Origin of the sequence: Phocaeicola sp. RTP21359st1_B8_RTP21360_211022, from assembly GCF_040911965.1 — a bacterium.
GTDB lineage: Bacteria > Bacteroidota > Bacteroidia > Bacteroidales > Bacteroidaceae > Phocaeicola > Phocaeicola vulgatus.
Map to the genome: position 1 here is coordinate 169,664 of NZ_JBDFXP010000002.1, position 16,119 is coordinate 185,782.

Annotated in this window: 14 protein-coding genes; 11 read left to right on the forward strand and 3 right to left on the reverse strand. The window is 39.6% G+C overall.

Annotation, left to right across the window (positions count from 1 at the left end; all coding sequences use genetic code 11):
- Nucleotides 1-57: 57 nt before the first annotated feature.
- Nucleotides 58-840: a TerB family tellurite resistance protein gene (locus tag AB5062_RS01630; protein WP_005842987.1), complete on the reverse strand. Its 783-nt coding sequence runs from the start codon at nucleotides 838-840 to the stop codon at nucleotides 58-60.
- A gap of 106 nt (nucleotides 841-946) precedes the next feature.
- Here AB5062_RS01630 and AB5062_RS01635 point away from each other — a divergent pair, with 106 nt between their 5' ends.
- On the forward strand, nucleotides 947-1,831 hold the full coding sequence (locus AB5062_RS01635; protein WP_032952768.1) for an NAD(P)-dependent oxidoreductase: 885 nt from the start codon (nucleotides 947-949) through the stop codon (nucleotides 1,829-1,831).
- On the opposite strand, the gene AB5062_RS01640 is transcribed toward AB5062_RS01635, so the two are convergent.
- Entirely contained in the window at nucleotides 1,814-2,602 is a 789-nt protein-coding gene (locus tag AB5062_RS01640; protein WP_008670229.1) for an aspartate dehydrogenase domain-containing protein, read from the reverse strand. The genes AB5062_RS01635 and AB5062_RS01640 overlap by 18 nt on opposite strands.
- 296 nt (nucleotides 2,603-2,898) lie before the next feature.
- Between AB5062_RS01640 and AB5062_RS01645 the strand changes: the two genes are divergently transcribed.
- Nucleotides 2,899-3,978 (forward strand): BF3164 family lipoprotein, encoded by a 1,080-nt coding sequence (locus AB5062_RS01645; protein WP_005842980.1) that lies wholly within the window; start codon nucleotides 2,899-2,901, stop codon nucleotides 3,976-3,978.
- A gap of 742 nt (nucleotides 3,979-4,720) precedes the next feature.
- Here AB5062_RS01645 and AB5062_RS01650 read toward each other — a convergent pair.
- Complete coding sequence (locus tag AB5062_RS01650) at nucleotides 4,721-5,719, reverse strand: winged helix-turn-helix domain-containing protein (RefSeq protein ID WP_022508243.1); 999 nt, start codon at nucleotides 5,717-5,719, stop codon at nucleotides 4,721-4,723.
- A 253-nt stretch (nucleotides 5,720-5,972) separates the two neighbouring features.
- On the opposite strand from AB5062_RS01650, the gene AB5062_RS01655 reads away from it, so the two are divergent.
- From AB5062_RS01655 to AB5062_RS01695, 9 genes are all read left to right on the forward strand, one after another.
- Nucleotides 5,973-6,194, forward strand: a complete 222-nt coding sequence (locus AB5062_RS01655) for an NVEALA domain-containing protein (RefSeq protein ID WP_005842976.1) — start codon at nucleotides 5,973-5,975, stop codon at nucleotides 6,192-6,194.
- 3 nt (nucleotides 6,195-6,197) lie between these two features.
- Nucleotides 6,198-7,064 carry a DUF1573 domain-containing protein gene (locus tag AB5062_RS01660; protein ID WP_005842974.1) on the forward strand — a complete coding sequence of 289 codons (867 nt, stop codon included), beginning with the start codon at nucleotides 6,198-6,200 and terminating at the stop codon, nucleotides 7,062-7,064.
- A gap of 241 nt (nucleotides 7,065-7,305) precedes the next feature.
- Nucleotides 7,306-7,554, forward strand: a complete 249-nt coding sequence (locus AB5062_RS01665) for an NVEALA domain-containing protein (RefSeq protein ID WP_008670225.1) — start codon at nucleotides 7,306-7,308, stop codon at nucleotides 7,552-7,554.
- Between the two features lie 88 nt (nucleotides 7,555-7,642).
- Nucleotides 7,643-8,737, forward strand: coding sequence for a 6-bladed beta-propeller (locus AB5062_RS01670; protein ID WP_011964611.1), 1,095 nt, complete (start codon nucleotides 7,643-7,645; stop codon nucleotides 8,735-8,737).
- A gap of 279 nt (nucleotides 8,738-9,016) precedes the next feature.
- Nucleotides 9,017-10,921, forward strand: a complete 1,905-nt coding sequence (locus AB5062_RS01675) for a hypothetical protein (RefSeq protein ID WP_032952728.1) — start codon at nucleotides 9,017-9,019, stop codon at nucleotides 10,919-10,921.
- A gap of 8 nt (nucleotides 10,922-10,929) precedes the next feature.
- On the forward strand, nucleotides 10,930-11,832 hold the full coding sequence (lepB, locus tag AB5062_RS01680) for a signal peptidase I (protein ID WP_016270772.1): 903 nt from the start codon (nucleotides 10,930-10,932) through the stop codon (nucleotides 11,830-11,832).
- Between the two features lies 1 nt (nucleotide 11,833).
- The gene (locus tag AB5062_RS01685; RefSeq protein WP_011964608.1) at nucleotides 11,834-13,345 is read left to right on the forward strand and encodes a transglutaminase family protein; all 1,512 of its coding nucleotides are present in this window, start codon (nucleotides 11,834-11,836) and stop codon (nucleotides 13,343-13,345) included.
- Nucleotides 13,346-13,347: 2 nt separating this feature from the next.
- Complete coding sequence (locus AB5062_RS01690; RefSeq protein WP_016270770.1) at nucleotides 13,348-14,997, forward strand: O-antigen ligase family protein; 1,650 nt, start codon at nucleotides 13,348-13,350, stop codon at nucleotides 14,995-14,997.
- 52 nt (nucleotides 14,998-15,049) lie between these two features.
- Nucleotides 15,050-16,117 carry an efflux RND transporter periplasmic adaptor subunit gene (locus tag AB5062_RS01695; RefSeq protein ID WP_032952767.1) on the forward strand — a complete coding sequence of 356 codons (1,068 nt, stop codon included), beginning with the start codon at nucleotides 15,050-15,052 and terminating at the stop codon, nucleotides 16,115-16,117.
- The last annotated feature ends 2 nt before the right edge of the window (nucleotides 16,118-16,119 follow it).

A 16,119-nucleotide genomic window follows, 5' to 3' on the forward strand; every position in this document is an offset into this window, starting at 1 on the left:
TCAAAAATCCCTAAGGGATGGACACACCTCCTTCTTGTTTTCACGAAATATTCTTTTTTACTTTATTCCTCTGGCTTTATAAATTCGTTCTTTAGCGTTATTAATTTGTTGGAACTTCTCTTCTGCCGCTTTTTTCACATCTTCACCCAATGTAGCAACACGGTCAGGGTGATGTTTTAATGCCAGACGGCGATAGGCTGTACGTACTTCCTCATTGGTGGCGGACGGGTCAATTTCAAGTACTTTGTAAGCTTCTTCCAATGAGTTTCCGCTTAAGTTCAGCATGGATTCCACTTCTTTGGGCGACAGTTCCATGCATTGTGCCACTTCTTTTAATGCTGCTATTTCCTCAGAGCATACGCTTCCGTCACTTTTGGCTATGTTTACCAGAAAGTCCAACAATTGCAGCCGTTGTTCGTAAGGCAGGTTCGCGGCAATCTGTGCACCACATTCATGGATGGTATTTTTAAATGCCATCGGGTTTTGACGCTCCATCTGTTTGCGCTGTTCAAAAAGATTCAGCAAAATCTGTTCTCCTTGGATGACTGCCTCTTCGCCGAAATTCATTCTTAAGAATTGGCGTACATATTCCATTTCGCTGTGCATGATGCGTCCGTCTGCACGGATGATGTAAGACGCCATAACCAACATGGAGAATAAAAAGCTATTCCGCTGGCCTTCGTCATAGTTTCCGGCTTCCGCCTGTCCTTTTTCGTATGTATTGCCAAAAAGTCCGTTGTTTCCATCCAGCAATGAGCCTAAGGCAAATCCGGCCAAAGCTCCCAGTGGTCCCATAGTCATGAATCCCAGAATACCACCAATCCATTTTCCTGCTCCCATTATTCTTTTAATTTTTTCGTTTTGGATGCAAAAATAAACAATCTTGGATGAAAAAAGTCTCTTTGCCGCATTTTTTACTATCTTTACCAGTCAAATTAAAAATACTATGTTTCAGAAACTTGTAGCAATAGAACCTGTCAGTCTGGTTCTGTCAGCAGAAAAAGCGTTATATTCTTTTGCAGATGAGGTTGTTATGTACTCTGATATTCCGGCGGGGGATAATGAGATTATTGCTCGGATCGGAGATGCGGATGCTGTATTGTTAAGTTATACATCACAAATAAACCGGTATATTTTAGAGAGATGTCCGAATGTCCGGTATATCGGTATGTGTTGTTCACTATATTCTCCCGAAAGTGCGAATGTGGATATCCGTTATGCTAATGAACGCGGTATTACGGTGACAGGTATTCGTGACTATGGTGATGAAGGGGTAATAGAATATGTAGTCAGCGAACTGGTGCGTTGTCTTCATGGATTCGGTCAGAAGCCGTGGAAAGGGATTCCCCGGGAGATTACCGGCTTGAAAGTGGGTATTGTAGGCTTAGGAAAATCTGGTGGTATGATAGCGGATGCAATGAAGTTTTTTGGTGCGGATATAGCTTATTATGCCCGTAGTGAAAAAAAAGAAGCCGGTGCGAAAGGTTATCGTTTTATGCCTTTGAATGAACTTTTGACATGGAGTGAAGTGGTATGCTGTTGCTTGAATAAGAATACGGTTTTGTTGCATGAGGCAGAGTTCAAGGCACTTGGAAATAGGAAGATACTATTTAACACAGGATTGTCACCTGCGTGGGATGAATCTTCGTTTACCCGATGGTTGGAGGAAGATAATCTTTGTTTTTGTGATACATTAGGAACATTGGGGAGTACGGCATTGCTTACCCATCCGCATGTGCGTTGTATGCAAGTATCAACCGGCCGTACCCGCCAGGCGTTTGACCGCCTGAGCGAGAAGGTGCTGGCCAATTTGTCAGAATACAATGGGTGAAGTGATATTGAGCAGGGTGTTCACTACAGACCATCCTGCAATCTCTGATGTGGCGCTGTACACTTCTACTACTGCGTGTACTTGTTCATTTTTGATTTCCACTTTTTGAGTATCACCTGTAAATCCAGGGGTGGACTGTATGGATACCTGCATATTGTCCGGTCCTACGGAAGCCAATGAGGCTGCGACAGATACATTTACTTTGGTTGGAAAAACATTTATTGCCTCTGTTGCATTGCCGGAAAAGACAATGCGTTTTTCCTGTTGCAGCTCTTCCTTGTAAACCGATGTGCCTTTCAAAGCATCAGGTCCTTTTTCATTGAAAAAACGAGCTGTAGCATTTCCCATCAAAGAGGTGGTTCTTAATACATCAAATCCTCCGGTGGCCCCGGATACCAAGTAAACCCGTGTATCGTTTGCCTTGGCCGTTTCTTTGACTTTCTCATAAAAAGAGGTGTCTGCCAAAGCTCCTATGGATAGGGTGATAATGGAAGTTCCGTTTTCCAAGGTGGGTAAGGCCAGTTCTTTCATTGCGGCAGGCGAGGCTGATTCCACCAGATAATCAGGTTTTAATTCCAACAGTTCTTTTAAAGTGTGACAGGCTGCACACATTTTTCCGTGTTGCCTCATTTTATTCGCAATGTGTTCGGCCTTTGATGCTGTACGCGAATATACGCCTACTAATTCATAGTCGGGCAACATTCCTTTGACAACTGCGTTTGTTATAATTTCAGCAAGTCGTCCACATCCTACTATAACCAATCTATTCATAGAACAAAGATAGTGATTTTCATCATATAAACCTATTTTGTGGAAAATGGAATTTATTGTGATGTATTTCTTGTTCTATGGGTATGTCTGTCCGAGCTGTTTTGAAATGTTTGCACTTAGTAAATGGCAAAGTATCTGAACTTCGATGAAATGGGAAGAAATGAAAATCTACTCGTGAAAAAGAGATGTCTATGACGAATCTAAAATGAAGATTTAAGGTAAATCTAAGGTCGTTTCTTCTTGTTTTTATGAATAGTTTGTTTACTTTGTGCCAGATAAGTAAATATAGAAATCAAATGAAAAACAAACAACTATTATGCGTTTTATTCCCTTTGTTGGTAGCGTGTACCGGGCAACGCCACCAACAGCAGGTATCCAGTGAGTCAATCATAGAAGAAGCGGTGCGGAAGGGAGAAGTTCTGAAAGGGGAGATTGTTCCCATTGATACGGCTCTGTTCCGGTATGCCTATCGTATGCGTGTACAGGGTGACAAGGCGGTGATATTGGATTTGCACAATGCCGATTACTATTATCATGTATTTACTTATCCCGATTTTCAATATCAGTCTTCTTTTGGAAAGCGTGGGGAAGGTCCGGGTGAGTCCATTTATGCGGCGAATATCCGTTTTGCAGGGCAGGACACGGTGTGGGTGCTTGATGACGGCAAGGGCAGGATGTATCAATATAGCGGTATAGCCGGGGGGAAAACTCCCAAACAGGAAAAGGATATTTTGTTGGATAAGCGCTTGTTCCGTTCCCTTGATTTTGATTTGAAGGATGCCTCTACTGTTGTTATCCCCGATTATTCCGGTGAGAACCGTTTCAGTTGGGCTTCACTCTCTTCCGGCGAATTGCTTCGTAAATCCGAGCAGATACCTGTGTCCGATCCGGAACTGTTGAGAGAAAGTGCGCCTGCTGTGGCTCAAGGCTGGAACAGTTTTGTATCATTCAGTCCTGATAAGAAGATATTGGTTTCTGTCACTCAGTTTGGAGATAGGCTCGATATTTATAGCATGGCTTCACAAAAGCATATAGGAGAATTGGGTGGGGATGGTGAACCCCAATTTAAAGTGAGTCCTGAAGGGTATGGACTTCCGGCGGGGAGAATCTGTTATTATGATGTGCAGGTGACTGACCAATACATTTATACCATTTATGACGGTCGTAAATTTAAGGATATTATGAAGTTGGCCGATGCCTATCAGCAGGGTGGTAAAATATTACGTATATCCACCCACGAGGGCGATGTGGTGAAAACCTATGTATTGGATCGTCCTATTGCCGGTATTTATGTAGATGAGGCTGCCGGTATGTTATTCGGTTTGGATGTCAATGCTGACGAGCAGATAGTGAAATTTCCCCTTGAATTGGAATAGAGGAAGTTTTGAAAAGAAATCACCGTGTTATCCTATAATGGCGGATAATTTATTGTAGTGTATGGTTGGAAAAACATAAGTTCGTTTTCCGAAAAGAACAGGGCCTTTTTTAAAAAGGTTCTAGTGTTTTATGAGCTGGACTGTCTGCTTATACCAATTTAGAATTCATGCGTTTTTTCTTTCAAATCCTTCATCCTTATGTAAGATGTTAGTTCTTAGCTGATTATAATGACGGATTTGTACCCGGAAAGCTTCAGCCAAAAAAAATCCTTCAGGGTGAAGGAATATGGATGATTTTCAAGTTTGCTTTCATAGAGTTTAAAAGTGAGAATTATCTGTCACACTGTCACAGTACTAATTATTTTGCTGAAAAACAGGTTGTTAAGATGTGACAGATAGCGTGACGGAGAGTGTGACAGATAAAAGTCTGTCACAGTGTTATTGTCCTGCACTGCATTGTCCTGTGGCCTATAATGAATGAATCAGAATATAGTAACGAGAATCTCTTTGTTTCCCGTGTATTACAGTGTGTTCCACTGTTTGGTACAATTAATTTTATATGGTGGAACAAATAGTTTTATATGGTGGAATATTTAGTTTTACCTTGATGAAATAAATTATTCCACCTTAATGAAACAACTCGTTCCGCTGTGAGAAATGCTTTGTTCCTGCTGCGGTGGGTTGGTGATTTTAAGTAAGATTGTATACCTTATGTATGCTTATTATTGGAAATAGGAGCTATTCATTCGTTTGAGGAGATAACCAGTCGGTATCCTCCTTTTTCTGTCACTATCTGATATTCGGGAAAGTCCTTGAGTGAGGATTTAAGGGTGGAGATATGACTATATATTTTATTTTCGGGATTGTTATCTTTCGGCCAGAAAGCATTTTTAATATCTTCTTTAGTCAAAAGATGCTTGGGCGTTTTGATAAACAGTTCCAGCAGATTGAAATCTGCCGGTGCTATGTGGCAAAGCCGGTCGCCAATATATAGTTTCTTGCTTTCCAACTTTAAAGTCATTTTCCCCAATTGTATGTAGTCCGGATTGTCAGGAATTTCTTCACATGGTATGCAGTCCGGATTGGCGGGAGTTTCTTTTTCCTGTGGTTTTTTCAGAAATGACAGAGACACCCATATCAAGACAATGAAATAAGCAATGATACTCCATAACACTTTTGGAGTGGTATGTTTTACTATTTCTGTCCAATGAATCATAGCCCATGCCTGTACGCCGGCGGTTCTTTTAGCGTCTATTGCTTGTACAGGGGTGACAAGAGCTTTCTGGAAAGAGATTGAATCATTGTCACTGAATACCTTTTTCTTGTTGGGGCAGTAAATGATTCCCGTCTTAGCGGCGGAAACTCCATTCTTTTCCCATTCTTCTTGGAAGATCTTATTGAAATTGTCTGGATTGACGGGGATAATCCTTGTCATCACATACTGGTTGGCCAGTTGGGTAGCCAGTGACTCATGGGTGCTGTCTTCAAAATAAATGATTTCTAGACTATCACCGTATTCTATTTGGACACCTTTTACCTTTCTGCCTAAAGGGCGATAATGAATAAGAATCTTGTTTAAGCGTTCCTGATAATCAATATTGATTGCTTCACGTAGGCTGTCCTTCATTGTTATCAGAACATTTGTTTTTTCATCTTTAAAAGCAACATAACATAGCAGGATGAATACAATCCATCCCAATGCAATAAAGCTAAACTTGAATAAGTTTGTCGGTATTTTCATGTTTCTTGTTCATGTTAGAGATTGCAAAGATACGCATATTTATAAAAAAGGAACTTATAAGTTAAAGAAAGAATATGATTTAATTGGATGAACCTTATGATTTGGAGATCAGGGCATTAAAATAATCCTTCCGATGAAATGGGGATTTTTTGAATCTTAAGAAAACTTTAAGGTCACCTTAAGATCAATTTAAGGGAAAAAATTTGCGTGCCCGATAGATGTTCTCTACCTTCACACAAAAAATGATAAACCAATGAAAAAAGTATTTGTATTATTTACCGTTGTTATGCTAATGGCGGTAATGGCTTGGGAAAAGCAATCCGGAAAGCCGGTAGAGAGTGAGTTTCTTTTAGATAATGTGGAAGCATTGGCTGCAGGAGAATTTGGACGTGATATATGTCTGGGTAGTGGGAATGTGACTTGCAGTACCGGAGAAAAAGTAGAGTGCGTAATTAGACCTTTTGGCTTGGATTAATCAATGAGATACCTTTGTCTATTACTATGTGTTTTTGCTCTTTTTTCCTCCTGCAAGGAATCAGAAAAAGATAAAATCGCTCGTTTGGTTGAGGAATGGGAAGGGAAAGAAATTCTCTTTCCTGCCCATTCCTTTTTTACTATTCAAGGGAAGGATACAGTGGACTTTTCTTTAGCGGATGCGGATTATAAGGTAGTGACTTATATCGATTCTGTAGGCTGTACTAGTTGTAAGTTACAATTGCTTCGCTGGAAGCTGTTTATGCAGGAAGTTGATTCAACGTTGAACCGTCCGGTTCCCTTTGTCTTCTATTTCCATCCGAAAGATATGAAAGAACTGCGTTATATTACCCGTCGTGATGCATTTGTCTATCCTGTTTGTTTCGATGAAAAGGACGATTTTAACCGATTGAACCACTTTCCGGATGAAATGACTTTCCAGACATTCCTATTGGATAAAGACAACAGGGTGGCGGCTATAGGCAATCCTGTTCACAATCCAAAGGTGAAGGAACTTTATTTGAAAGTATTGACAGGTGGTGAAGTTGTAAAAGCGGAAACACCGATAACGAAAGTCAGTCTGGACGTAACAAGCATAGACTTCGGTTCATTTCCTCAGTCGGAGAAGCAGGAACGCAAGTTCACACTGACCAATACGGGACAGCATGTACTGGTGATATACGATGTCATCACTTCCTGTGGATGTACCAAGGTAAACTATAATAAGGAGGGTGTTCGTCCGGGAGAAAAAGCGGAACTGACCGTGATTTATGAAGCCGAAAAGGCTGAGCATTTCAGTAAGACGGTTACCATTTATTGCAATGCAGATAATTCTCCACTTCGTTTGAAGGTAACGGGGAATGCTGAATAAAGGATGAAGTATGAATCAATGGGAGTAAAAAGCGGATGGAAAGAAATTCATTTTCTTTGCCGAAAGTCGATTCTTTCCACCCTGTGGCTCTCTCCTAAAAGAAAAGGAGGTTAAGTCCGATGTAAAAGTAGTGTAAATAATCAGAATAAGCAAGCGGTATTTTTGTTTTTTCTGCGGTGGAGTTCTTTCCGAGAATAAGATGAAAATATGAATAATAATAATTTTTTTTACTAGAAATAAGATGAAGAAGAATATTTTGAAGGCAACTTTGGTTGTTGCGTTTGCTTTGATAGCAGGAATGAATGTGTATAATGCTCAGCAATCGGATGTAATGTCTGATTTGGCTTTGGCTAATGTGGAAGCGTTGGCTAGTGGTGAATCTTCGACAACAAATAGATACCAAACTATGGGGTATTGTGCACCATTAAACATGAATTATATGTGTACTTCAAGACGAACTGCAGAAAGTTGTCGAAGGCCGTGCAGATAAAATGAGAGTATTATGATATAAATTTGAAACAGCTCCAATTCATATACTCCATTGGATTGGAGCTTATTTTAACTTTAAATTCTATATAATGAAAAAGTTGATATTAATATTTTTCCCATTTCTTTTTGTTTCATGTAGTGTAAAACATAAAAAAACATTTGATTATATTTTTAATAAAACTGAAGCAATCACACTTGAGCAAAGCAAATTGACTTTGAGTAAGGATATAACCGTTCTCAGTTTTTCAGATTCTAGTATGGTCGATCGTAATTCATCTATAATTAAAGTTGACAGTGGTTGGATTGTATATTCAAAAAATTCAGAATCATCTATACTTAGCTTTACTAGTGATGGACAGTTTTCCGGTTATATCGGACACAGGGGAAATGGCCCTGGTGAATATACTAGCGTCTATGATGTCGTTGTTAATCAGAAAAGTAAAGTTTTAGAGGTCCTATCAGATGGAGGAATTTTTTGTTATACTTTTGGGGGAGATTTCTTAGACAAGAAGGAGGTTACTTATCCTGCGTTTTCTTTTGCCATAGATGATAGGCAGAATTATTGGTTTTATGTAGGTAACAACACCACGTATGGCGATGCTAAAATGATTTGTACAGATGAAAATATCGCCAATGTGGCATATTATCTTCATCAAAAGTCTAATATGCTTCCGATGGTAGAGAATAATTTTGGAAGAAATGGAGAATGGTTGACGTTTCATGAGTCGCTAAATCATGATTTGTATACGATAGAAAATGGGAAATTGGACTTATCATATGCTATGGACTTTCCTAATTATAAGCTGCCTAAGAAATTACATGAATTATCGGGCATGGAAGTTATAGAAGAATTGCAGCGTTCTAACTATGCATCTATTATAAATTATTTGGAAAATCATGATTATATATTTTTAAATGTTTTATTGAACAATGAAGGTGAACGAATCCCAGAGGTTTATTATTGGATTATTAGTAAGAATTTGCAAGAGGAAGTTATCATCAAAATTGATGGTGGAATTTCTGCAGAATCCTATTTGTTTAATACTCAGTATTTGTCTAATGATAATAAATTATATTGTTTGGGGTATATATGGGAAAATAAGGATGTGGAATCCTTTGAGGAAAATTTAAATCCTTCTGTAGTAGCACTTGAATTTAATGAACTATTTAGTAAAGTACGATGACAAATATAGTATCTTTATTTTATTGTAAGTGTGAATCCTTATTCTCTCCTTTTCTGAAAATAAGATGAAGTAACTAATTATTGAAACTAAAAATATCAATTGAGTCTGATTCTTCAGACTGGTTGAAATGTAGTTTTACTCAGGTACATAATTTAATTCCTGTGTTTTAGATTGTATCAGATAGCGGGAAGAATAAGGTGTGTTTTGAGTTTAGTTTTAATTTATGTTTTCGCAGGGGTAAATTATACTATTCCACCAAATTAACAAATGAATAATATTATGTTCTTAGCAAGACTCCTTGTCCTTTTTTCATTAGTATGTATCTCTTGTGCCCACTCTTCTTTTGAGCAGAAACAATTGAAACATGCTTTAGATTTTGCTACTTCTAATCGTTTGGAATTGGAGATACTGCTTCAGCATTATACCTATGATTCTTTAAAATTGGAAGCGGCTAAATTTTTGATACGGAATATGCCTCATTGCTATTCCTACCAACAGGGAGGTGAAATGGATAGTGTGAAGCGTGTACGTACTTATTATAGTCCTTTCGGACAAATAGACCAGACTTATGCCAGACGTTGGGGGCATTATACCTATCGTAATCTTCCTAAAATATATGATGCCCATATTATCACAGCCGAATACTTGATAGACAATATAGACCGTGCTTTTGATAATTGGCAGAAACGTCCATGGAACCGTTCTCTTTCATTTGAAGATTTTTGTGAATACTTGTTGCCTTATCGTATAGGGGATGAACCGCTGGAAGAATGGCGTGAACTTTATGAAAAGAAATATGGATATTTATTAGATTCCATATATAAAGGCAGTGATGTGGTGGAGGCCGCGAATTTGGTAAGCAGGCATCTACAAGAACCTGTCTTTATTTATTGTGAAGACTTTGAACTGCCTCATATCGGTCCCAGATATTTATTCAGCTATCGATATGGTAGTTGCGTGGATGCGGCGGATATAGTGACTTATGCATTTCGGGCTGTCGGCATTCCTTGTATGGAAGATACGGATGCCAGAGGGGGACATGTGTGGAATGTTGTTCGTGACACGACAGGGCGCGATGTACCTATTTGGTATATAGCTTCGGAGGCTGTAAGGGGGAGTAGGGATACGGGAGGGTATAAACGTGGCAAGGTTTACAGGCCCATGTATGGTTTTCAAGAAGAAAAGGCAGCACATCTGGGAGATGATTGGAAATCAATGCCGCTTTTATTCTATCACCCTTATATGAAAGATGTCAGTTATGCATATTATCCGGATACGTTACGCATACTTACCGGTATTCCTGATGATGAGGTTTGTTATCTGGCCCATTTCCACGAAGCGCATTGGTGGAGTTGTGCCTGTGCACGCTCGGCAAGCGGCAAGATGGAAATACCTAATCTAGAATCGGAACTGGTATATCTTCCCATGAAATATACCAAAGGCAATTATTATCCTTCCGGCTTCCCCTTTTGGTTTGCAGGTGGAGAAATAAATACGTTTCTTCCGGATTGGGAGAAAACAGTAAAGGTTCGTTTGTATAGAAAATATCCGGTATATGGTTGGTTGCGCAGCTTTATGGGCCATGTGGTGGGAGGTACTTTTGAGGGAAGTATGACGAAAAATTTTGAAGATGGAAAGACATTATATGAGATAGCGGATACTCCCGTGATAGCAAGGAATAGAATCTTTCTGAATAAGTCGGTTAAGTGCCGTTACATAAGATATAAGGCTGACAATGATAAATGTGCGGAACTGGCGGAAATGACATTTTATGCCAATGGAAAGGCTGTTTCTCCGATAGCGGTTTGGGGGAGTCCTACGGAAAAAGGAAATATGCATGTGCTGGCAAAGCACGTGGCGGATGGTGATCCTCTTTCTTATTATCTGTCTTCAGACAAAGGAGGGGAGGTTGTTGTTGATTTGGGCCGTGTCGCAGTTATAGATTGCCTGGAGTATATGCCCCGGAATGATGACAATTTTATTTCTCCGGGTGATATTTATGAGTTGTTCTGTCATGCCGGTACTGAAGGATGGAAGAGTTTGGGAAAACAGCGGGCTGATACTACCTGTTTGGACTGGATTGTGCCTGACAATGCATTGTTCTGGTTACGCGATCTGACCCGTGGGCGTGAAGAACATATTTTCTTTATGCAGAACAGGCGGCAGAAATTTCCAACCTTTTAAGATTTAAAATGAGGTATATAAAGAAATACATAGGCGTTTTATATAACTTGCTGGTTTGTGTGACCGGAGGGAGTTTGTTAATGATGATTATTTGGTTGTTATTACAGATATTTGTTTTTGCCTCATTTGCCATACCTTCTGACTCCATGGAGCCGGTTCTGATACCGGGTGACTATGTGCTTGTCAATAAAATGTTGAAAGGACCACGTATATTCAGCCTTGGTGATGCCCGGCAACATAAGCCGCTACACATCGATCGTTTGAAGGGATTCAGTGAATTTCAGCGCAATGAGGTATTGGTCTTTAATTTCCCTTATCCGGAACGATGGGACAGTATAGGGTTTAACCTGATGCTTTATTATGTAAAGAGGTGTATCGCATTGCCGGGTGATACTGTTGAAATAAGGGACGCCCGATATAGGGTCAGAGGTTATGATAAGGAATTAGGAAATATAGTTTCACAAAACAGTTTGGCGCATTTTTTGGAGAAACCGAGGAATGTGGAGAAAATGATACAGGAAAATTGTTTTTTTGCTTATCCCGGTGATACCATCTTAAAATGGAGTATTAAAGATTTTGGTCCTTTTTATCTTCCTTCCCGTGGGGATACTATTGTGATGGATGATAAACATTATTTGCTTTATCGCAATCTTATAGAATGGGAGCAACAAGATAAATTAATAGCAAGTAACGGGCATTTTTATTTAAATGGGCGGGAAGTGGAGCATTATGTTTTTATGCACAATTATTATTTCATGGGTGGTGATAATTGTTATAATTCTCAGGACTCGCGCTATTGGGGGCCTTTGCCGGAGGAATATATTGTAGGAAAGGCGACATTGATATGGAAGTCTAAGAATGGAGTGACGGATGAAATACGTATGGACAGGATATTTAAAAAGATAAAGTAGTATGAGAGTTTGTGGTGTATATTTTGTTTTTGTAATTCTTCTTTCTGCTTGTACAAATGGAGTAAGTCATTTGGATATTGCTTTGCAGCAGGCTAAACATAATAAAGCGGAGTTGGAAAAAGTGTTGAAGCATTTTAAACATGATAGCTTGAAATACCGTGCTGCCTGTTTTTTGATTGAAAATATGCCTGGTAAATATTCAATACTCCCTTATGATTCGTTGGATAGATATAAGAACTTTTTGAAGATTATCCCACAAAATGATCCTATAAGTTGGGATGTGCGATATTCTAAGATTTGGCATGGATTTGATTCTATTTCTAAACGACAGTTGGCAGGTTTTAGTAAGATTGAAGATATAAAAGTTATAACGGGAGATTATTTAATAAAAAATATTGAATATGCTTTTAAAATATGGGAGAATGGAAAAATAAAAGATTACTGTTCATTTGATGAATTCTGTCATTATATTTTGCCTTACCGTATAGACCATGAGCCATTATCGAATTGGCGCGAGGAAGGTTTTCAAAAGTTTGGTCATTTATTGGATTCTTTAATGTCTCCACGAGAATTGGCCCTTCGTATCATAAAATTAGGTGGAATGCGTTATAATATAGGAATGACTAAATATCCTTATAAACAGTCTTATGCTGAAATGCTACAGACCCGTTGGGGTACTTGTGATGATATGGCGGCATTTTTAGCTTTGTCTTTACGTGCCATTGGAATCCCTGCTTCTATTGATTATGTTCCGGCATGGGCTAATAGGAGTTCTTCGCATTGTTGGAATGTGGTGAAAGATGCTACTGGTGATTTTATAGAAGTGGGATATGGCCCTGAAGGAAAAAATGAAGTTGTATACAAGATTTCTAAGATTTATAGGAAAAAATATGATATTCCACTATGTGATGTTACATCCGAATATGCTATGCCTCTTTCTGATTTAACCTTTAGAGTGCCTTCACAGAAAGATAAACAATTAATCAGTCTTTGTACTTTTAATAATCATGACTGGGTTCCTGTTGCTTTATCAAAGGTGATGAATGGAAGTGTTTTGTTTGAATCAGTCGGGAGAGGAATTTTATGGGGAGATAATCAAATAAGAACTTATTTAAACGAAGGAAAGGGGATCGTTTTCTTAGCATTTATCAGCCAAAATGGGCGGTTGAATAATAAACCTATAGGGTTTCCTATAATTCTTTTAGAAGATGGAACCATAAAAGAGCTGTGTGCTAGTACAGAAAAAGAAAGTATTATACTTTACCGTAAATACCCATATTATGGAAGTAATAATGCAATAATACATGATAGTAATGAAATATGTGTCGATAATGAATATGAATTGTTCTATTGGAATATGAAATGGATTAGTTTAGGGCGAAAATTAGCAGTCGACAATAAACTTCATTATGATGATGTGCCTAAAGGCGCTTTATTGTGGTTAAAAAATCATACTCAAGGAAAAGAAGAGCGGATTTTTACATACGAAGACGGGAAACAAGTTTGGTGGTAGAAATGGAAAATAAATGGCTGAAATATGGAATAGCATTGGTGGCAGGCATACCGGTTGCGTTGTGTCTCAGCGTGGTGTGTTGTAGTACGTCTTCACTGTCATCCGATATTTTGGCGGATGACTGGCGGTGGATGTATGCCTGTGGAGTTCTTTCATCGGCAGCTTTTGCCCTGTTGATATTTCTTTTTCCGGCACGGATTAAGGAATGTCTGTCGGCTGTCGTTTCATGGGTGTTTATTCTATACGGAGGTATAGAAGCCGTTTGGGGCATCCGCCAGGTATACGGATTTACCTATTCCAACCATTCCCTCTATGCCTTGACCGGTTCGTTCTATAATCCCGGTCCTTATTCAGGCTACCTTGCCATGATATTCCCTATCTGCCTGTATGAATGGTTAAAGCGGAAAGAGGGTAAGAAAACCATACCTTATTATGTTGCTTTAGCTGTCATGCTATTGATTCTTTGTGTGTTGCCTGCCGGAATGAGCCGCTCGGCATGGATAGCCGCAGCGGTCTCTTCCATTTATGTTTGTGGTATACACTATAAGATGGAAATTCAGCATTATATCAGGCATCATCGTAAGCAGGCAGTGTCTTTTGCCATAGTAACCTTTATTTTGGGCGGTATAGCATTGGGTGGCATTTATCAAATGAAAAAGGATTCGGCAGACGGCCGTCTGTTTATGTGGAAAATTGCTGCCCAAGCTGTCAGTGAGTACCCATGGACAGGATGCAGATGGAACAGTGTTCCGGCTGCTTACGGACAAGCGCAGGAGAATTATTTTGCAGCCGGAAATTATACGGCAACGGAGGAACTTGTGGCAGGTGCTCCCGAATATGTTTTCAATGAATATCTGCAAGTAGCCATTGCCTGGGGAATACCTGTGCTTTGCATCGGGTTGTTGATACTAGGTGGGAGCATGTACATAGGTCATAAACAAGGCATCTATGGACTATGCGGCGCATTGCTATCTTTAGCGGTATTTGCGTTTTCTTCTTATCCATTACAATTTCCAGCGTTTGTTTCGGCTTTGATTATATTAGTATTAGCTTGCGGTATCCGTGTTCTTCCTTTAGAGAAAGTTTGGCCTCGCATTTTATTTACTGTTTTATTGTTAATCGGAAGCTATGGCTGTTTCTGTAAATATCAGCAGAAATCCAAGACTGTAGAAGCTTGTAAGCAATGGACCAAAAGCCGTATGTTTTACCACTCGGGAGCTTATCAGCAAGCGGTGGAAAGCTATGCTGAAATTCAGAAAGAAATGAAAGGGAATGCCCGCTTTATGTTTGAGTATGGCCATGCCTTGCATAAACTGCATGAACCCGAACTGTCTAACAAGGTACTGAAAGAGGCCTTGAAAGTGAGTGGCGATCCCATGATACTAAATATTATCGGGAAAAATGAACAGGACATGAAGCACTATGATAGTGCGGAATATTGGTTTATGCGTGCTGTCCATCGGTTGCCCGGAAGGATTTATCCTTATTATCTTTTGGCCAATCTATATGCGGATCCGTTTTTTTATCGGTGTGACAAATTGGAGCGGATGGTACAGACGGTATTGGAGAAAGAACCGAAAATTCAATCTACCGCTATCAAGCAGATGAGACGGAAAGCACGGGAATTATTAAAAAAAGTACCCGAAAATTAGTTTTTTCAAAATAAAAAGTTTTTATTTGTTATAGATATCACAAAATATGACCATGAAATTACACATATTTGCATCAGGCTTATTATTAGCCGTTTCTTTCACTGCCTGCTCGGGAGAAAAAAAGGAAACAACGGAAAAAGAAGGGGTGGAAACAGTTCTTCCTTCTTTACCCAATGAGGTGACGGTGATGCCGCTGAAAAAGCAGGTTTTCAATCATGAATTGATCAGTAACGGGAAAGTGACGGCACAGGATTATGCCGACCTGTATTTTCGTACCTCGGAAGTGGTGGCGAATATCTGGGTAAAGAACGGGGATATAGTGCGGAAAGGTCAAAAAATAGCCCAATTGGATTTGTTTAAGTTGAACAATACGTTGGTACAGAATAAAAATAGTTTGGCACAGGCTACCCTGGAGATGCAGGATGTGTTGATAGGACAAGGATATGCTCCCGATAATCTGAAGGTGATACCTGCTGATGTGCTGGAACTGGCAAAAGTAAAAAGCGGGTATGAGCAGAGCAAAGCTCAATATGAATCTGCTCAATATGATATGGAACAAGCTACGTTGACTGCTCCTTTCGATGGAGTGATTGCCAACCTCTTTGAAAAGAGATATAATATGCCCAAAACTTCCGAGCCTTTCTGCCGGGTAATCAATGCCGGAAATATGGAGGTGGATTTCACCGTACTTGAAAATGAGCTGCCATTGCTGAAAGTGGGGGATAAGGTGGAGATTACTCCTTATGCATCGGCAGCAGGGGTGCGCCAGGGAAGTATCAGTGAGATTAATCCGCTGGTGGACGAGAATGGAATGGTACGGATAAAGGCGCGAGTGAACGGGAGTAATAAATTGTTCGACGGCATGAATGTAAGGGTAAGCGTGAAGCGTTCTGTGGGCGAACAACTGGTTATCCCCAAAACGGCGGTTGTACTACGTTCCGGCAAACAGGTGGTATTTACACTGAAAGAGGGTAAAGCTATGTGGAACTATGTGCATACGGGATTGGAGAATATGGAGGAATATACTGTCACAGACGGACTGGAAGAAGGCATGGAGGTGATAACTACCGGAAATGTGAATCTGGCTCACGAAGCCCCGGTGAAGGTCATTAAAAATTAGGA